This window comes from Serratia nevei (assembly GCF_024160145.1).
GTDB classification, from domain to species: Bacteria; Pseudomonadota; Gammaproteobacteria; order Enterobacterales; family Enterobacteriaceae; genus Serratia; species Serratia nevei_A.
Genome location: NZ_JAMYWQ010000023.1, coordinates 51,583 through 68,406, shown reverse-complemented (window position 1 = coordinate 68,406; position 16,824 = coordinate 51,583). Strand labels below are relative to the sequence as shown.

The 16,824-nt window shown below is 59.2% G+C and carries 13 protein-coding genes; all 13 read right to left on the bottom strand.

What is annotated here, in order from left to right; genetic code table 11:
* Window positions 1–6 precede the first annotated feature (6 nt).
* Complete coding sequence (locus M6G53_RS16475) at window positions 7–396, bottom strand: VOC family protein (RefSeq protein WP_253333021.1); 390 nt, start codon at window positions 394–396, stop codon at window positions 7–9.
* 105 nt (window positions 397–501) lie between these two features.
* The gene (locus M6G53_RS16470) at window positions 502–2,646 is read right to left on the bottom strand and encodes a lysine decarboxylase LdcC (protein WP_253333019.1); all 2,145 of its coding nucleotides are present in this window, start codon (window positions 2,644–2,646) and stop codon (window positions 502–504) included.
* Window positions 2,647–2,757: 111 nt separating this feature from the next.
* A complete protein-coding gene (gene accA / locus M6G53_RS16465; RefSeq protein ID WP_004931972.1) occupies window positions 2,758–3,717 on the bottom strand; it encodes an acetyl-CoA carboxylase carboxyl transferase subunit alpha in 960 nt (319 codons plus the stop codon).
* 12 nt (window positions 3,718–3,729) lie between these two features.
* Window positions 3,730–7,218 (bottom strand): DNA polymerase III subunit alpha, encoded by a 3,489-nt coding sequence (dnaE, locus tag M6G53_RS16460; protein WP_253333017.1) that lies wholly within the window; start codon window positions 7,216–7,218, stop codon window positions 3,730–3,732.
* Between the two features lie 82 nt (window positions 7,219–7,300).
* Window positions 7,301–7,894, bottom strand: coding sequence for a ribonuclease HII (gene rnhB, locus M6G53_RS16455; RefSeq protein ID WP_025304028.1), 594 nt, complete (start codon window positions 7,892–7,894; stop codon window positions 7,301–7,303).
* Window positions 7,891–9,039 (bottom strand): lipid-A-disaccharide synthase, encoded by a 1,149-nt coding sequence (gene lpxB, locus M6G53_RS16450; RefSeq protein ID WP_253333014.1) that lies wholly within the window; start codon window positions 9,037–9,039, stop codon window positions 7,891–7,893. The genes rnhB and lpxB overlap by 4 nt, the downstream gene beginning before the upstream one ends.
* Before the next feature lie 3 nt (window positions 9,040–9,042).
* On the bottom strand, window positions 9,043–9,831 hold the full coding sequence (gene lpxA / locus M6G53_RS16445; RefSeq protein ID WP_253333012.1) for an acyl-ACP--UDP-N-acetylglucosamine O-acyltransferase: 789 nt from the start codon (window positions 9,829–9,831) through the stop codon (window positions 9,043–9,045).
* A 3-nt stretch (window positions 9,832–9,834) separates the two neighbouring features.
* Window positions 9,835–10,290 carry a 3-hydroxyacyl-ACP dehydratase FabZ gene (gene fabZ, locus M6G53_RS16440; protein ID WP_004931962.1) on the bottom strand — a complete coding sequence of 152 codons (456 nt, stop codon included), beginning with the start codon at window positions 10,288–10,290 and terminating at the stop codon, window positions 9,835–9,837.
* 164 nt (window positions 10,291–10,454) lie between these two features.
* Window positions 10,455–11,477 (bottom strand): UDP-3-O-(3-hydroxymyristoyl)glucosamine N-acyltransferase, encoded by a 1,023-nt coding sequence (lpxD, locus tag M6G53_RS16435; protein WP_060441358.1) that lies wholly within the window; start codon window positions 11,475–11,477, stop codon window positions 10,455–10,457.
* 3 nt (window positions 11,478–11,480) lie between these two features.
* Window positions 11,481–11,978, bottom strand: coding sequence for a molecular chaperone Skp (gene skp, locus M6G53_RS16430; protein ID WP_004931958.1), 498 nt, complete (start codon window positions 11,976–11,978; stop codon window positions 11,481–11,483).
* A gap of 154 nt (window positions 11,979–12,132) precedes the next feature.
* Window positions 12,133–14,559 carry an outer membrane protein assembly factor BamA gene (gene bamA, locus M6G53_RS16425; protein ID WP_253333010.1) on the bottom strand — a complete coding sequence of 809 codons (2,427 nt, stop codon included), beginning with the start codon at window positions 14,557–14,559 and terminating at the stop codon, window positions 12,133–12,135.
* Between the two features lie 35 nt (window positions 14,560–14,594).
* Entirely contained in the window at window positions 14,595–15,950 is a 1,356-nt protein-coding gene (gene rseP, locus M6G53_RS16420) for a sigma E protease regulator RseP (RefSeq protein ID WP_253333044.1), read from the bottom strand.
* A 27-nt stretch (window positions 15,951–15,977) separates the two neighbouring features.
* Entirely contained in the window at window positions 15,978–16,820 is an 843-nt protein-coding gene (gene cdsA, locus M6G53_RS16415; protein WP_253333009.1) for a phosphatidate cytidylyltransferase, read from the bottom strand.
* Between the last annotated feature and the right edge of the window lie 4 nt (window positions 16,821–16,824).

Sequence of the window (16,824 nt, the reverse complement as noted above, 5' to 3'; positions counted from 1 at the left end):
AAGCATTTATCTCTCATATAATTCTAACGGTAAACCATCAGGATCGCTGAAAAAGGTAAAGCGGGATTGGGTATAAGGATCGATGCGTACCGGTTCGCAGTTGACGCCGGCCGCTTGTAAATGGGCGATGGCCTGCTCGATATCGTCAACGCTGAACGCCAGATGGCGCAGGCCGCAGGCCTCCGGGCGGCTGACGCGGGCCGGCGGCGAGGGGAAAGAAAACAGCTCAAGGGTGTATTGCCCGTTGAGCGCCAGATCCGCTTTCCAGGAATCGCGCTCCTCGCGGTAAATTTCACTCAGCAGGGTAAATCCGAGAATGTCGCAGTAAAAACGCTTGCTGGCGGCGTAGTCCGCGCCAATGATCGCGATATGGTGTACCTGACGTAACGCCAGCATAGAAACCCTCTCCTGTTCGGTCTGATGAGGCAAGGTATCCGGCGGCGGCGATGCCGTCAATGAGAACGCCCGGCATATCTTCCAAACCGCCGGGCGTGTTATGCATTACGGCTGCGGGGCCTTCAACACCTTCACCAGATAGCGCCCGTCTTCCGTCAGTTTGGCGCCGTGGATGTCGGTTTCGAAACCGGGATAGCGTTCGCCGATCGAGCACAGCATCAGCAGAAAATCGAGTACCGCCCGGCTCTCTTCGGTGATCATTTCCCCCGGCATCACCAGCGGCACGCCCGGCGGATACGGCAGGATCATATTGGCCGCCACCTTGCCCACCAGCTGATCCAGCTCGCAGGTTTCCACGTTGCCGCGCACCTGCTCCTGGAACATCTGGTGCGGCGTCAGCTTCATTTCCGGCAGCACGTCAAACGCCCGCTGCATCAGCCGCGGCAGATCGTGTTGGCAGATCAGACGATGAATGCCGGCGGCCAGATCCTGAATGCGCATATGGCGATAGAAATCCGGATCCTCGGCGTACAAATCCGGCAGCATGTTCTTCACCCGCAGGTTGAGATCGTAGGCGCGCTTGAAATCGGTCAGGCCGCGCAGCAGGCTCATCGCCTTGGTTTTGTCGATGCCGATGCTGAACAGGAACAGCAGGTTGTACGGCCCGGTCTTCTCCACCACGATGCCGCGCTCGTCGAGGTACTTCGCCACCAGCGCCGCCGGGATCCCCTCCTCTTCCAGCGTGCCCAGCTCGTTCATGCCCGGCGTCAGGATCGTCACCTTGATCGGATCGAGGTACATGTGATCGCGATCGGTCTGGCCGAAACCGTGCCAGTTGTCGTCCGGATCCAATGGCCAGCACTGCGCCTCATCGATCTCTTCCGGCTGCCAAATGTCGAAGAACCAACTGTCGCTCTCCTCGCGCAGCCGCTGCACTTCACGGCGAAAATGCAGCGCACGCTCCACCGAACGGTTGATTAAGCGGCGCCCCGGGTTGCCGCGCAGCATGGCGGCGGCGGTCTCCATCGACGCCACGATGCCGTAGTGCGGCGAGGTGGTGGTGTGCATCATGTAAGCTTCGTTGAAGGTGCTCTCGTCGTAATCGCCCTTGATATGAATCATCGAAGCCTGCGAGAAGGCCGCCAGCAGCTTATGCGTCGACTGGGTTTCGTAGAAAACCTTACCGGGCACCCGCTCGCCGCTCATGCCGCTCTTGCCGTCGTAAATCGGATGGAAGTTGGTGTAAGGCACCCAGGCGGAATCGAAATGGATCGACTTCACGTCCAGGGTGTTCTTGATAAAGTCGGTGTTGTACAGCAGGCCGTCGTAGGTGGAATTGGTGATCACCGCGTGCACCGGCCAGGTGGCGTTCGGGATCTCCTGCACCCGGGCAGCGATGCTGGCGCGGGTAAACTCGCGCTGCGGAATGCCGCCGAGGATGCCGTAGGCGTTGCGCAGCGGGCGCAGATAGATCGGCACAATATCGCTCATCATCAGCAGATGGCACAGCGATTTGTGGCAGTTGCGGTCGATCAGCACCGTGCTGCCGGCCGGCGCCGAATACATGCCGACGATCTTGTTGGCGGTGGAGGTACCGTTGGTGACCAGATAGCTCTGCTCGGCGTTGAAGGTGCGCGCGATATACTCTTCGGCCTCCAGGTGCGGCCCAGTGTGATCCAGCAGCGACCCAAGCTCGGTGACCGAAATCGAGATGTCGGCCTTCAGGGTATTGGCGCCGAAGAAGTCATAGAACAGGCAGCCCACCGGGCTTTTCTGGAACGCGGTGCCGGCCATGTGGCCCGGCGTGCAGAAGGTGTACTTCCCTTCACGCACATAGTTGAACAGCGCCTTGGTCAGCGGCGGCGTAATGGTGTCGATATATTCTGCGGTGTACTGCTGGATGCGCTGCGCAATATCGTCCGCCGCGTTCAGGCCATACTCGAAGAAATAGAGCACCATGCGCATTTCATGCAGGCTGACGTCAAAGGTCGAGTGGGTATTGATAAAGGCATACAACGGCAGGTATTCGTTCAGCTCGTTGATCTCGCTGCACAGCTCCAGGCTGTAGTCGTCCCAGTCGAAGATCACCCCGCAGATGCGGGCATTGGCTTCGACCAGCTTCAGCAGGTCACCGCTGTTTTTGGGGTACACCAGCTGGAATCCCATGGCGGCCAGCGCAGCATGGAGCTCGCGGATCGGCTCATCTTTGTAGTAGACGCCCGTCGGGCCCATGATGGCGATGATATTCATCGGCAGCTCCTGTCAGTTAACGGCCAAGTCTCTATAACACCACGAAAATCCGGCGGTGTGTAGCCAAAAAAAAACCGCCCTGAGGCGGTTTCTTGCAGCGAAACACAGAACTCAGCAGTAGCCGTAGTTCATCAGACGCTGGTAGCGACGGTTGAGCAACTCTTCGTCGTTCAGACCGTCCAGATCTTTCAGATCGGCCAGCAGCTGCGCTTTCAGCGCGGCGGCCATCGCCGGCACGTCGCGGTGCGCGGAACCCAGCGGCTCCGGGATCACCGAGTCGATCAGCTTCAGCTCTTTCAGGCGCGGCGCGGTAATGCCCATCGCTTCTGCAGCCAGCGGCGCCTTGTCGGCGCTCTTCCACAGGATGGAAGCACAGCCTTCCGGCGAAATCACCGAGTAGGTGCTGTATTGCAGCATGTTCACCTTATCGCCCACGCCGATCGCCAGCGCGCCGCCGGAGCCGCCTTCGCCGATGACGGTGCAGATGACCGGTACGTTCAGACGCGACATCTCACGCAGGTTGCGCGCGATGGCTTCGGACTGGCCGCGTTCTTCCGCGCCCACGCCCGGATAAGCGCCCGGGGTATCGATAAAGGTGATGATCGGCATCTTGAAGCGCGCGGCCATTTCCATCAGGCGCAGCGCCTTGCGGTAGCCTTCCGGCGCCGGCATGCCGAAGTTGCGGCGGATTTTCTCTTTGGTCTCACGGCCTTTCTGGTGCCCGATGATCATCACCGGGCGGCCATCCAGGCGCGCAATACCGCCGACGATCGCTTTGTCGTCGGCGTAAGCGCGATCGCCCGCCAACTCTTCGAAGTCGGTAAAGATGTGTTTGATATAATCCAGGGTATAAGGACGGCGCGGGTGGCGTGCCAATTGGGCAATCTGCCAGGCCCCAAGATCGGCAAAAATCTTGCGCGTCAGCTCAACGCTCTTTTCACGCAGGCGCTGAACCTCTTCGTCCAGATTAATATCTAATTTTTCGTCTTGACGGCTGACTGCAGTCAGCGAGTCAATTTTCGCTTCCAGCTCTGCAATCGGCTGTTCAAAATCAAGAAAATTCAGACTCATAGCATTCCTATTTTAGTCAAATTCCAAGTCCACCTGCTCATTGCCTACCAACGTCCGCAAGTCTATCAACAAGCGGTCGGTGGGCGTCACGCGCCAGGTTGCGCCAAAACGCAGCTTGGCTCGCGCATCTTCCCGTTGATAGTAGAGATGCACTGGAATCGTCCCCGATCGATGGGGTTCCAACGACTGACGGAGACGGTTCAAAAGCTGGTCATCAATTTGCCTGTCAGTCAGCGAGATAGCAAGCCCGCGAGCGTATTTTTCCCGGGCTTCACTGATGTCCATTACCTCACGGGCCATCATTTTAAGCCCGCCGCTAAAGTCATCAAAGCTGACCTGTCCACTGGCGATAAGGATACGGTCTTTTTCCAACAAATGCTGGTATTTTTCTAACGCTTCGGTGAATAGCATCACTTCCAGACGGCCCGAACGGTCATCCAATGTACAGATGCCGATGCGGTTGCCGCGCTTGGTTACCATCACCCGCGCGGCGACCACCAGCCCGACGGCGGTGGTCATTTTGCCCCGATCCGTCGGGTGCATGTCTTTCAAACGCTGGCCACCGGCGTAACGTTCGATCTCCTTCAGGTACTGAGTGATCGGGTGGCCGGTCAGGTACAACCCCAGCGTCTCCCGCTCACCGTCCAGCACCACCTGCTCCGGCCAGGGCGCGATATTGGCGTAGGATTGCTCCACCTGCTCCGGCGCTTCCGCCAGCACGCCAAACATATCCACCTGGCCGATCGCTTCGGCTTTCGCATGCTGATCCGCCGCTTTCAACGCGTCGCCGAGCGAATTCATCAGCGCGGCGCGGTGCGGCCCAAGGCGATCGAACGCCCCGGACATGATCAGTTTTTCCAAAATGCGGCGGTTCAGTTTCTTGATGTCGGAGCGCGCGCACAGGTCGAACAGGTCTTTGAAGTAGCCCTGCTCGCCGCTGTTGCGCGCCTCGATAATGGCTTCGATCGGCCCTTCCCCCACCCCCTTGATGGCGCCGATGCCGTAAACGATCTCGCCGTCGTCGTTGACGTGGAAGTGATACAGGCCGCTGTTGATGTCCGGCGGCAGGATCTTCAGCCCCATGCGCCAACATTCGTCCACCAGCCCCACCACTTTGTCGGTGTTGTCCATATCGGCGGTCATCACCGCCGCCATAAACTCGGCCGGGTAGTGCGCCTTCAGCCACAGCGTCTGATACGACACCAGCGCATAGGCGGCGGAGTGCGATTTGTTGAAGCCGTAACCGGCGAATTTCTCCACCAGGTCGAAGATTTTTACCGACAGTTCGCCGTCGATGCCGCGTGATTTGGCGCCGTCTTCAAAGCCGCCGCGCTGCTTGGCCATCTCGACCGGGTTCTTTTTACCCATTGCACGGCGCAGCATGTCCGCGCCGCCCAGGGTATAGCCCGCCAACACCTGGGCAATCTGCATCACCTGTTCCTGATACAGGATGATGCCGTAGGTCGGTTCCAGCACCGGCTTGAGCGACTCGTGCTGCCACTGGATATCCGGGTAGGAGATCTCTTCGCGGCCGTGCTTGCGGTCGATGAAGTTATCCACCATGCCCGACTGCAGCGGCCCCGGGCGGAACAGCGCCACCAGTGCGATCATGTCTTCGAAACAGTCGGGCTTCAGACGTTTGATCAGGTCTTTCATGCCGCGCGATTCAAGCTGGAACACCGCCGTGGTTTCCGAGCGTTGCAGCATGTCGAAGCTTTTCTTGTCGTCGAGCGGAATGGCGGCGATATCGATCGGCTCCAGCCCGGTCTTGGCGCGCCGGGCGTTGATCATCTCCAGCGCCCAGTCGATGATGGTCAGGGTACGCAGACCGAGGAAGTCAAACTTCACCAGCCCGGCGTATTCCACGTCGTTCTTGTCGAACTGGGTCACCGGGTGGTGCCCTTCGGCATCGCAGTACAGCGGCGCGAAGTCGGTGATTTTGGTCGGCGCGATCACCACGCCCCCGGCGTGTTTACCGGCGTTGCGCGTCACCCCTTCCAGCTTGCGCGCCATGTCGATCAGCGCCTTGACCTCTTCGTCGGCCTCGTAAATTTCCGGCAGCTGCGGTTCGGCGGCAAAGGCTTTTTCCAGCGTCATGCCTGGATCCGGCGGCACCAGCTTGGAGATACGATCGACGAAGCCGTACGGGTGCCCCAGCACGCGGCCCACGTCGCGGATAACCGCTTTCGCCGCCATGGTGCCAAAGGTGATGATCTGCGATACCGCTTCGCGGCCGTACATCTCCGCCACGTGCTCGATCACCTGGTCGCGCTTCTCCATGCAGAAGTCGACGTCGAAGTCGGGCATCGAGACACGTTCCGGGTTCAGGAAGCGTTCGAACAGCAGGTCGAACTCCAGTGGATCGAGGTCGGTGATTTTCAACGCATAGGCCACCAAGGAACCGGCGCCGGAGCCGCGCCCCGGCCCCACCGGTACGTTGTTGTCCTTCGACCACTGGATAAACTCCATCACGATCAGGAAGTAGCCGGGGAACCCCATCTGGTTGATCACCTTCAGCTCGACGTCCAGACGCTCGTCGTATTCCGGGCGGCGCTGCGCGCGCACGTCAGGATCGGGGAACAGGAACTCGAGACGCTCTTCCAGCCCTTCTTTCGATTTGAGTACCAGGAAGTCCTCGGTGCTCATGTCGCCGGTCGGGAACTGCGGCAGGAAGTATTCGCCGAGGCGAATGGTGACGTTGCAGCGCTTGGCGATCTCGACGCTGTTCAGCAGCGCTTCCGGAATGTCGGCGAACAGCTCGCACATCTCGTCTTCGCTGCGCATGTATTGCTGCGGGCTGTAGTTACGCGGCCGCTTGGGATCGTCCAGCGTAAAGCCGTCGTGGATGGCGACGCGAATCTCATGGGCGTCGAAATCGTCTTCCACCAGGAAGCGCACGTCGTTGGTGGCCACCACCGGCAAACCGCGTTCGGTGGCCAGCGCCACCGCCGTATGCAGGTAGTTCTCTTCGTCCGGGCGGCCGGTGCGGATCAGTTCCAGGTAGTAACAGTCCGGGAAGTGCTGCTGGTAAAAGTCCAGGCACTGATCCACCTGCGCCTGGTTGCCGCGCAGCAGAAACTTGCCGACGTCGCCCTGACGCGCGCCGGAGAGCAGAATCAGCCCTTCGCGATGTTCAATCAGCCAGTCGCGATCGATGGTCGGGCCGGCGGCGCCGTAGCCACGCTGATAGGCGCGGGAAATCAGCAGCGTCAGGTTCTGGTAGCCTTCGTTGTTGCTGGCCAGCACCGTCAGCTGAGCCAACTCGTCGCCCAGCTCTTCGCTTTGCACATGAAAATCCGCGCCGATGATCGGTTTGATCCCGGCGCCGTGCGCGCTGCCGTAAAACTTCACCAGCCCGCACAGGTTGGTGAAATCGGTGATTGCCAGAGCAGGCATGGCTAACGCGGCGGCTCTTTTCACCAGCGGCGCCGTCTTGGCCAATCCATCAATCATGGAGTAGTCACTGTGGACGCGCAGGTGAATAAAACGAGGTTCGGCCATCTCCAGATACCTGATTGAAGGGGTTCAGCAGGCTGAACCCGGGTTAATGCTATCGTCGAGCCTGGTCAACCAGGCCCGCAGGCTACAGCGCCAGCGCCCTTTTCACCGGCGCGAAGCTGCGGCGGTGGTGCTCGGTGGCGCCCAGCGCGGCCAGCCGCTCCAGGTGGAGGGCGGTCGGGTAGCCTTTATGCTGCGCGAAACCGTAGTCCGGGAACTCGCTGTCCAGCTCGGCCATTTCGCGATCGCGCGTGACCTTCGCCAGAATGGACGCCGCGCTGATCTCCGCCACGCGGCTATCGCCCTTCACCACCGCCTGCGAACGCATCGGCAAATTCGGGCAACGGTTACCGTCGATTAAAACCATGTCCGGCGCGATATGCAACCCGGCCACTGCGCGCTGCATCGCCAGCATGGTGGCGTGCAAAATGTTCAGTTGGTCGATTTCCGCCGGCTCGGCGCGCCCCAGGCTCCAGGAGAGCGCCTTGGCGACGATTTCGTCATACAGCGCCAGACGGCGCTTTTCACTGAGCTTTTTGGAGTCCGCCAGCCCGACGATCGGCTGCGCCGGATCGAGGATCACCGCGGCGGTGACCACCGCGCCAACCAACGGGCCGCGGCCCACTTCGTCCACACCGGCAATCAGTGTGGCAGCGGGATAGATAAAGGGTTCAATCATGCTTTCGCCAGTTCCAACACAGCCTGAGCGGCCTGTTCGTCCGCACCGCAACGGATGCTTTGATGCAAGGTAAGGAAAGTCTGTTTCAGCGCTTCGGTTTGCGGGCTCTCTTCGAGCAGCGGCATCACGGCGGCGGCCAGTTTGTCCGGCACGCAGTCATGCTGCAGCAGCTCGGTGACGATCTCGCGCCCCGCCAGCAGATTCGGCAGCGAAACGTAAGGCGTTTTCACCAGCTTCTGCGCCAGCCAGAAAGTGAACGGCTTCATGCGATAGCCCACCACCATCGGGCACTTGGCCAGCATGCACTCCAGCGCCGCCGTGCCGGACGCCAACAGCGCCGCGTCGCTGGCGATCATCGCCTCGCGCCCCTGGCCGTTCAGCAGGTGCACCGTCAGATCCGGCGCCACTTCCGCCTTGATGCGCTCAAACTGCTCGCGCCGTTTGGCGTTGACCAGCGGCACCACCACTTCCAGTTCAGGATAACGCGTGCGCAGCAGCTGCGCCGTTTTGAGGAAGTCGGCGCTCAGCATCTCGACTTCGGCGCCGCGGCTGCCCGGCAGCAAAGCCAGACAGCGCGCCTGCGGAGCGATGCCAAGCTGAGCGCGCGCCGCCAGCCGATCGGGCTGCAACGGCATGGCGTCCGCCATGGTGTGGCCGATAAACCGGCAAGGCACGTTGAAACGATCGTAAAACGCTTTTTCGAAAGGGAGAAAGGCCAGCACCAGATCGGTGGCTTTGCCAATTTTGAAAACGCGCTTTTGCCGCCAGGCCCACACGGAAGGGCTGACGTAATGGATGGTGCGGATGCCGCGCTGCTTGAGGCGGCCTTCCAGCGTGATGTTGAAGTCCGGCGCGTCGATGCCGACAAACACGTCCGGCCGCAGCTCGCCGAAACGGCGGGTGAGATCCTTGCGGATCGTCAACAGGCGTGGCAAGCGCTCGAGCACTTCCACTACGCCCATGACCGCCAGCTCTTCCATTTCGTACCAGGCTTCGCACCCTTCGGCCTGCATCAGCGGGCCGGCGACGCCAACGAAACGCGCGTCGGGGATCTGCGCCTTGAGCGCGCGGATCAAACCGGCGCCGAGAATGTCACCGGAGGTTTCTCCGGCGACCAATCCGATAGTCAATGGACGATTCGACATAACTCAGCGAATGATGCCGCGGGTGGAACGGGTGAAGAAATCGAGGTACAGCTGCACCACCGGCTGTTCTTTGGCCAGGGCTTCGATTTCCGCTTTCGCTTCATCCAGCGTTTTCTCGCTGCGATACAGGATCTTGTAGGCGTTGCGGATCGCCTGCATTTCATCCTTGTCGAAACCGCGACGCTTCAGGCCGACCGCGTTGACGCCGAACGGCGTCGCGTGGTTACCCTGAGCGATGACGAATGGAGGCACGTCCTGAGCAACGCCGGAACAACCGCCTACCATCACATGCGCACCGATAATGCAGAACTGGTGGATCGCCGTCATGCCGCCGATGATGGCGTGATCGTCGATTTCCACGTGTCCGCCAAGCGTAGCATTGTTGGCCAGCACGCAGAAATTGCCGACGACGCAATCATGCCCGATATGCGTGTTGACCATCAGCAGGTTATCGCTGCCCACTTTGGTCACACCGGTACCCTGCGCGGTGCCGCGGTGAATGGTGACGCTTTCGCGAATGCGGTTGCGATCGCCCACTTCAACGCGCGTCGGTTCGCCCGCGTATTTCAGATCCTGGTTCACTTCACCGATAGAGGCGAACTGATAAATCTGGTTATCGCGGCCAATCTTGGTAATGCCGTTCACCACCACGTGGGATTTCAGCACCGTGCCGGCGCCGATTTCCACCTGGGAGCCGACGTAGCAGAATGGGCCGATATGCACGTTGGCGCCGATCACGGCGCCTTCTTCGACTATCGCGCTAGGATGGATAAAGGCGGTTTGGTCAATCACGGATTAAGCCTCCCGGCTGCGGGCACACATCATGGTTGCTTCGCAGACAATTTTACCGTCAACGGTCGCTACGCCTTTGAAGCGAGTCAGGCCGCGGCGAGTTTTCTCGAAGGTGACTTCCATGACCATCTGATCGCCTGGCACCACAGGGCGTTTGAAGCGAGCTTCGTCGATACCGGCAAAGTAATACAGTTCGCCCGGCTCCAGTTTGCCGACGCTCTTAAACGCCAGAATGCCGGTGGCCTGCGCCATGGCTTCCAGAATCAATACGCCTGGGAAAATCGGTTTGCCAGGGAAGTGGCCCTGGAAAAACGGTTCGTTCACCGATACGTTCTTCACCGCACGCAGATATTTGTGCTCTTCAAACTCGAGGACGCGGTCGACCAGCAAGAACGGGTAACGGTGAGGAAGCAGATCCAAAATTTCTGCAATATCCAGAGTATGAGTGTCAGTAGTCAAAATACTCTTCCTGTCTCTAAAAACTGATGGCATCAACAACACGGCCTGCGCTGACCCCAAAAGGAGATCATCATGCAGGCCGCAAATTAACATCTCTTTGCGCTTTTGGTCTCACGACCAACGCGTTTCGTTTTGTCCCCGCCAAGGAGGGCGGGCGGCAATGATTAGTCTTTTCCGACTTTACGTTCGACAGCTTTCAAGCGCTTGCTGATCTCATCGATATTCATCACCAACGCAGCGGTTTTACGCCAAACCTTGTTAGGCTGCAACGGAATGCCCGAAGAGTATACCCCAGGTTCGGTGATTGGTCGCATAACCATTCCCATTCCGGTAACAACAACCTTGTCGGCAATTTCCATGTGACCGTTGATCACGCTGGCGCCGCCGATCTGGCAGTAGCGGCCGATTTTCAGGCTGCCGGCCATGATCACACCGCCGGCGACGGCGGTATTGTCGCCAATCACGACGTTATGTGCAATCTGGCATTGGTTGTCGATGATAACACCATTCCCGATTTGGGTGTTATCCAAAGCGCCGCGGTCAATGGTGGTGCAAGCGCCGATTTCGACGCGATCGCCGATAATCACCGTGCCCAACTGAGGAATCTTGATCCACTCGCCGCGCTCGTTCGCATAGCCGAAACCGTCCGCGCCGATCACGGTGCCGGACTGGATCAGGCAGCGCTGGCCGATTTCGACCGCATGATAAATCGTGACGTTCGCCCACAGACGCGTTCCCGCGCCGATACGGGCGTGTTTGCCGATGAAGCAGCCCGGGCCGATAACCACGTTATCGCCCAGCACTGCACCCGACTCGATCACTGCGTTCGCCCCAATGGCGACGTTGTGCCCCAGCTGCGCTTCAGGCGAGATCACCGCGCTTGGCGCGATATCCTGCGCCGGCGCCGGCGTGGTGTCCATCAGCTGCGCCATGCGCGCGTAGGTCAGGTAAGGGTTCTTAACCACCAGCGCCGCAGTACGGCAGTGTGGTAAATCCGCTTCGGTAAGCACCACGGCGCTTGCCTGGCAGGAAGACAGCTGCTCTTGATAGCGGCTGTTTGACAAAAACGTGATTTGGCCAGGCTGTGCCGAATGCATAGAAGCAATGCCGGTGATGACGAGATCGCCATCACCGTGCAATTGTGCATCCAACTGCTGCGCTAAATCAGCCAGTCGAATTGAAAGCATGTGTTATTTAACCTGTTTCAGCACGTCAGCAGTGATATCTTTGGAAGAGTCTGCATAGGCAACGGCGTTGGCGTCGATCACCACGTCATAGCCGCCTTTGCTGGCGACAGATTTCACCGCGTCCTGAATGCGGCTCAGGATCTTGTTACGCTCTTCCATCTGGCGACGACGGTTGTCCTGCTCGAAAGCCTGCGCTTTCTGAGAGAACTGCTCGCGCTGCGCCATCACGTCTTTTTCCAATTTGCTGCGATCGCTGGCTTTCATGGTAGCGCCGTCACGCTGCAGACGTTGCATTTTGGTCTGCAGGCTACGTTCCATGTTCTGGAGTTCGCTTGCACGGCCTTTAAACTCGTTTTCCAGCTGTTTGGCGACCGCTTCGCGGGCCGGCAGCTGTTGGAAAATGCTGGAGACGTTAACGACAGCGATCTTATCTGCTGCCTGAACGCCAGCTGAAGCAGCCATTGCTAAACCGAGGCCTGCGGCACACAACCACTTTTTCACTATAAACTCCTTACCATCACCCATTTGTGTCATATGACACTGAAGTACACAATTTGCCAGACTTACCCCACCCAACAATGAGACTCATCTCTCTGCCGGCGGGCGCCTGGCCATTGCGATTCTTAATAACTGTTATGCCCAGAGGCGAGACCCGTTACCAGGTCTTACCGATGTTAAACTGGAACTGTTCGGACTTGTCGCCTTCGTATTTCTTGATCGGGTTGGCGTAAGAGAACACCAACGGCCCCAGCGGCGACATCCACTGCAGCGCAATACCGGCGGAGGAGCGAATATTGCCCGCTTTGCTGTAGTCCGGTACGCCGTACATCAGCGTCTCGTCGGTATTCTTCCACTTGGTATCCCACACGGTGCCCGCATCGATGAACAGCGACGTCCGCACCGAGTTGGCGTATTTTTCGCTGATGAACGGCGTCGGGGTGATCAGCTCCAGGCTGGCCACCGCCATGGCGTTGCCGCCCACGGCGTCATCCGAGTTACAGATGTTTTGGCGCGTAGTCGTGCTGCCGGCGTTGAACTGGCACTGGTACGAGTTGGAATTGTAGTACACCGCCTTCGGACCGATGGTGTTGGACTGGAAGCCGCGCACGGTGCTCGAACCACCGGCGTAGAAGTTCTCATAGAACGGCATTTCCTTGCCGCCCAGCCCATCCGCGTAGCCCAGACGGCCGCGGCCCAACAGCACCCAGGTGCGGTCGTCGTTGATCGGCACATACTGCACGCTGTCCAGCGTCAGTTTGTAGTACTCGTTGTCCGAGCCCGGAATGGTGACCTTGCCGTTCAACGTGGTGCGGTTACCCGAGGTAGGGAAGTAGCCGCGGTCCAGGTTGTTGTAAGTCCAGCCCAGGTTCAGGGTAAAGTCGTCCGTCGAGTAGCTGGCACGGTCGGTTTTGTTCGGATCCTGGCCCATCGAGTCGAGATAACGCCACATGGCGATCTGCGGCTGCATGTTAGACAGGCCGTTGTGGACGTAGCCCAGGCCGGTGCGCAACGAGTTGTTTTCGTTGATCGGGAAGCCCAGCGTGCCGTCGACGCCGTAACTCTTGTTGGTGTAGTCCGACAGATCCGCGTTATCCGCTTTAAAGTCGTTGTAGAACACGCGGCCGCCCAGGCTCACACCGTCAACGGTGAAGTACGGGTTGGTGACCGAGAATTCGGTATAGGTCTGGTAGTCGTTCTTGGTGCCGCTGATGCCGACCGAGTAGCCGGTACCCAACCAGTTGTCCTGCTGCACGCCGGCCTGGAAGCTGACGCCGCTCTCGGTGCCGTAGCCGACGCCGAAGTTAAAGGTACCGGTGTTACGTTCTTTCACCTTGTAGGTCACGTCGACCTGATCGGCGGTGCCCGGCACGCGCTGGGTTTCCACGTCAACCGTTTCGAAGTAGCCCAGGCGGTTTAAGCGCTCTTTACCCTGCTCGACCTGCTCGTTGCCAAGCCAGGCCCCTTCCATCTGGCGCATTTCGCGACGCAGTACGGAATCCTTGCTGGTGTCGTTGCCTTCGAACTTGATGCGGCGCACGTAGAAGCGGTTGCCCGCGTCAACGTTGACGTGCAGCTTGACGGTTTTATCCGCGTCGTTGATCTCCGGCTGAGTGCCGACGCGCGGGTAGGCGTAACCATAACGGCCCAACATCGTTTTGATGTTGTCTTCCATTTTGGTTACCTTGCTGCCGTTGTACAGCTCGCCCGGCTCGATTTTGGTGATCTGGGCAACTTCCGCCGAGTGGCCGGCCAGGTTGCCGTTCACGACGACATCAGAAAGCTTGTACTGTTCGCCTTCGGTGATGTTGATGGTGATGTAGATGCCTTTTTTATCCGGCGTCAGGCTCACCTGGGTAGAGTCGATGTTGAAACGGGCATAGCCGCGATCCAGATAGAAGCTGCGCAGGGTTTCAAGATCGCCCGCCAGTTTTTGCTTCTGGTATTTGCGATCGCCGACCAGGTTCCACCACGGCACTTCATCACGCAGCTGGAAGCGCGAGATCAGCTCGTCGTTGGTGAAGGCATGGTTGCCGACGATGTTGATTTGTTGAATCTTGGCAGAGACCCCTTCCGTGAACACCAGCTTCAGGTCGACACGGTTGCGCGGCAACGGCGTGACCACGGCTTTCACCGAGGCGCTGTATTTACCGACGCTGTAGTAGAAGTCTTCCAGCCCTTTTTCAATGCTGGAGATCGTGGTGCGGTCGAGCGCCTCGCCCACCCGGACGCCGGAGGCTTCCAGGTTCTGCTTGAGCATGTCATCCTTCACCGACTTGTTGCCGGAGAAGGTGATGCTGGCGATGGTAGGACGTTCCTTCACCTGCACGATCAGCGTATTCCCATCGCGCAGTACGCGCACGTCCTCGAAGTTGCCGGTGGCAAACAAGGCTCGGATGGTATTACTGATGTCATCGTCAGTGACGGTATCGCCGACGCGAACCGGCATGTTGAGTAACGCCGCACCGACGGCGACTCGCTGCAGGCCTTCGAAATGAATGTCTTTCACTACGAACCCGTCTGCACCGTATACGGTGGCGCTGCCAAACAGCAGCGACGCTATGAGCAACTTTTTCATCGCCATCGTTGTTATGCGTTCTTCCTAACCTATCCCCGCCCCTAGAGACGGGAAAAATCATTGAAAAGTGCAAGACCCATCAACAACACCAGCACGATCGAACCTATGCGGTAGCTGTAGTCCTGTACTCGCTCGGAAACCGGCCCCCCCTTCAGCTTTTCTATCGCCAGGAAGAGGAGATGCCCACCATCTAACACCGGTAATGGGAACAGGTTGATGATCCCCAGGTTGACGCTAATCAACGCCAGGAACATCAGATAATACACGAACCCGACTCCGGCTGACGCCCCTGCTCCCTGTGCAATCGAGATCGGGCCACTCAGGTTGTTCAGCTTTACATCACCGGTTATTAATTTGCCCAGCATGTTAACCGTCAGCCGCATCAGCTGCCAGGTCTTGTCGCCGGCCTGATACAGCGCCGGGAACGGTCCATACTGGCGAATCGTCTTATACTCGTCCGGCAGCGGCAGCACTTTTGGAACGATGCCTGCAAACCCCACCGATTTGTCTTTTCCCACCGGCTTTGTATCCGGTATCAGCGCCAAAGACAAGGGGGCGCCGTTTCTTTCAATCTCTAAAGCCAGCGGTTGCCCCGGGCCATCGTGGATACGCTTCACCAGCGTCTGCCAACGCCCCAGCGGCTGACCATCGACTTTAACGATCCTGTCCCCCGCTTGTAAACCCGCCTTTTGCGCTGCCGAGTTCGGCTGCACCTCCGCCAACACGGATTCTATCTGCGGGCCGCGCGGCATAATGCCCAGCGCGACCACGGGATCCTGCTTGTCCGGCTCAAAGCTCCACTGGCGCAAATCCAGGGTTTTGGTCACCACCTGCGAAGAGCCGAACGGCGCGACGCCGACTTCGGTTTGCGCATCGCCAATCTTCGCCACCAGCGCCAGACGAACTGACTCCCAATCAGGCGTTTCGATGCCGTCAACCGACTTTAGTTCCATGCCAGACGAAATTTCGGCCCGGGCGGCGATCGATTGCGGCGCGATTTCGCCGATCACCGGACGGAAACTCGGCACGCCGATGATAAACACCAGCCAGTAGGCCAGGATGGCAAACAGGAAGTTGGCGATGGGACCGGCGCTGATGATGGCCGCGCGCTGCCAGACGGTTTTGTTGTTGAAGGCCTGGTGGCGCATTTCCGGTGCCACCGACTCCACGCGCTCGTCCAGCATCTTCACGTAGCCACCGAGCGGAATCAAGGCGATGACGTACTCGGTGCCCTGGCGATCGGTGCGGCGCCACAGCGCCCGGCCGAAACCGATGGAGAAGCGTTCAACGCGTACGCCGCAACGACGGGCAACCCAAAAGTGTCCGAATTCGTGCACGGTAATCAAGATACCGAGCGCAATCAGAAACGCCACCAGGTTCCAAAGCACGCTGACCATCATCCCTCACTTTCCGTCATCGACGGATTAAAACACCAACAGCATCAGGCAGGCGAACACCGGCACCGCCGCGGTCAAACTGTCGATACGATCCAGTATGCCGCCATGACCGGGAATCAAATGACCGCTGTCCTTGATGCCCGCTTCGCGTTTGAACATGCTTTCGGTCAGATCGCCCAGCACTGAAGCCAGCGCGGCGAGCACCGAACAGGCCAACAGGGTGGTCGGCACCACGTTCAGCGGCGCATAACGGCCGAACAGCCAGGAGATCAGCGCCGACGTCAACAACCCGCCGATCAACCCTTCCCAGGTTTTGCCCGGCGAAACCTTCGGCGCCAGCTTATGCTTGCCGAACAGCTTGCCGAACATGTAGGCGCCGGAATCTGCGCCCCACACCAGCAGCATCACGTACAGCAGCCACCAGGCACCGGTAAACGGGTTTTGCTCATAGCCGAACTGGCGCAGCGCCAACATGCCCCAGAAGAACGGCACGATGGTCAGCAGGCCGAACAGCAGGCGCAGCGGGCGCGAATTGCGCCAGATAGCGGCCGAACCGGGGTAGAACAGCACCAGCAGCAGCGCCGCCAGCCACCAGCCCAGCGACAGCCACAGCGAGCCGCTTATCTGCGGCACGGACTGATGGTAAGCGGGGACGCTGAGCATCATCAGCGCCAGCAGAAAACCGCACAGTATCGCCAACCAGATACGCTGCGAACGGGAGGTGAAGCCGGCCAACTGGCCCCACTCCCAGGCTGCTAACATGCACACGACGAGCGTTACCAGAGCAAAGGCCAGCGGCGGCAACAGGAACAGCGCCGCGATAACGATCGGGATTAAAATCAGAGCAGTTATGAGGCGATACTTCAGCAAAAGT

Coding starts and splice junctions, on each gene's coding strand:
- dnaE (WP_253333017.1), bottom strand. CDS start 7,218: ATGGCCGAACCTCGTTTTATTCACCTGCGCGTCCACAGTGACTACTCC.
- bamA (WP_253333010.1), bottom strand. CDS start 14,559: ATGGCGATGAAAAAGTTGCTCATAGCGTCGCTGCTGTTTGGCAGCGCC.
- M6G53_RS16475 (WP_253333021.1), bottom strand. CDS start 396: ATGCTGGCGTTACGTCAGGTACACCATATCGCGATCATTGGCGCGGAC.
- accA (WP_004931972.1), bottom strand. CDS start 3,717: ATGAGTCTGAATTTTCTTGATTTTGAACAGCCGATTGCAGAGCTGGAA.
- lpxD (WP_060441358.1), bottom strand. CDS start 11,477: ATGCTTTCAATTCGACTGGCTGATTTAGCGCAGCAGTTGGATGCACAA.
- lpxB (WP_253333014.1), bottom strand. CDS start 9,039: ATGTCGAATCGTCCATTGACTATCGGATTGGTCGCCGGAGAAACCTCC.
- rnhB (WP_025304028.1), bottom strand. CDS start 7,894: ATGATTGAACCCTTTATCTATCCCGCTGCCACACTGATTGCCGGTGTG.
- M6G53_RS16470 (WP_253333019.1), bottom strand. CDS start 2,646: ATGAATATCATCGCCATCATGGGCCCGACGGGCGTCTACTACAAAGAT.
- rseP (WP_253333044.1), bottom strand. CDS start 15,950: ATGGTCAGCGTGCTTTGGAACCTGGTGGCGTTTCTGATTGCGCTCGGT.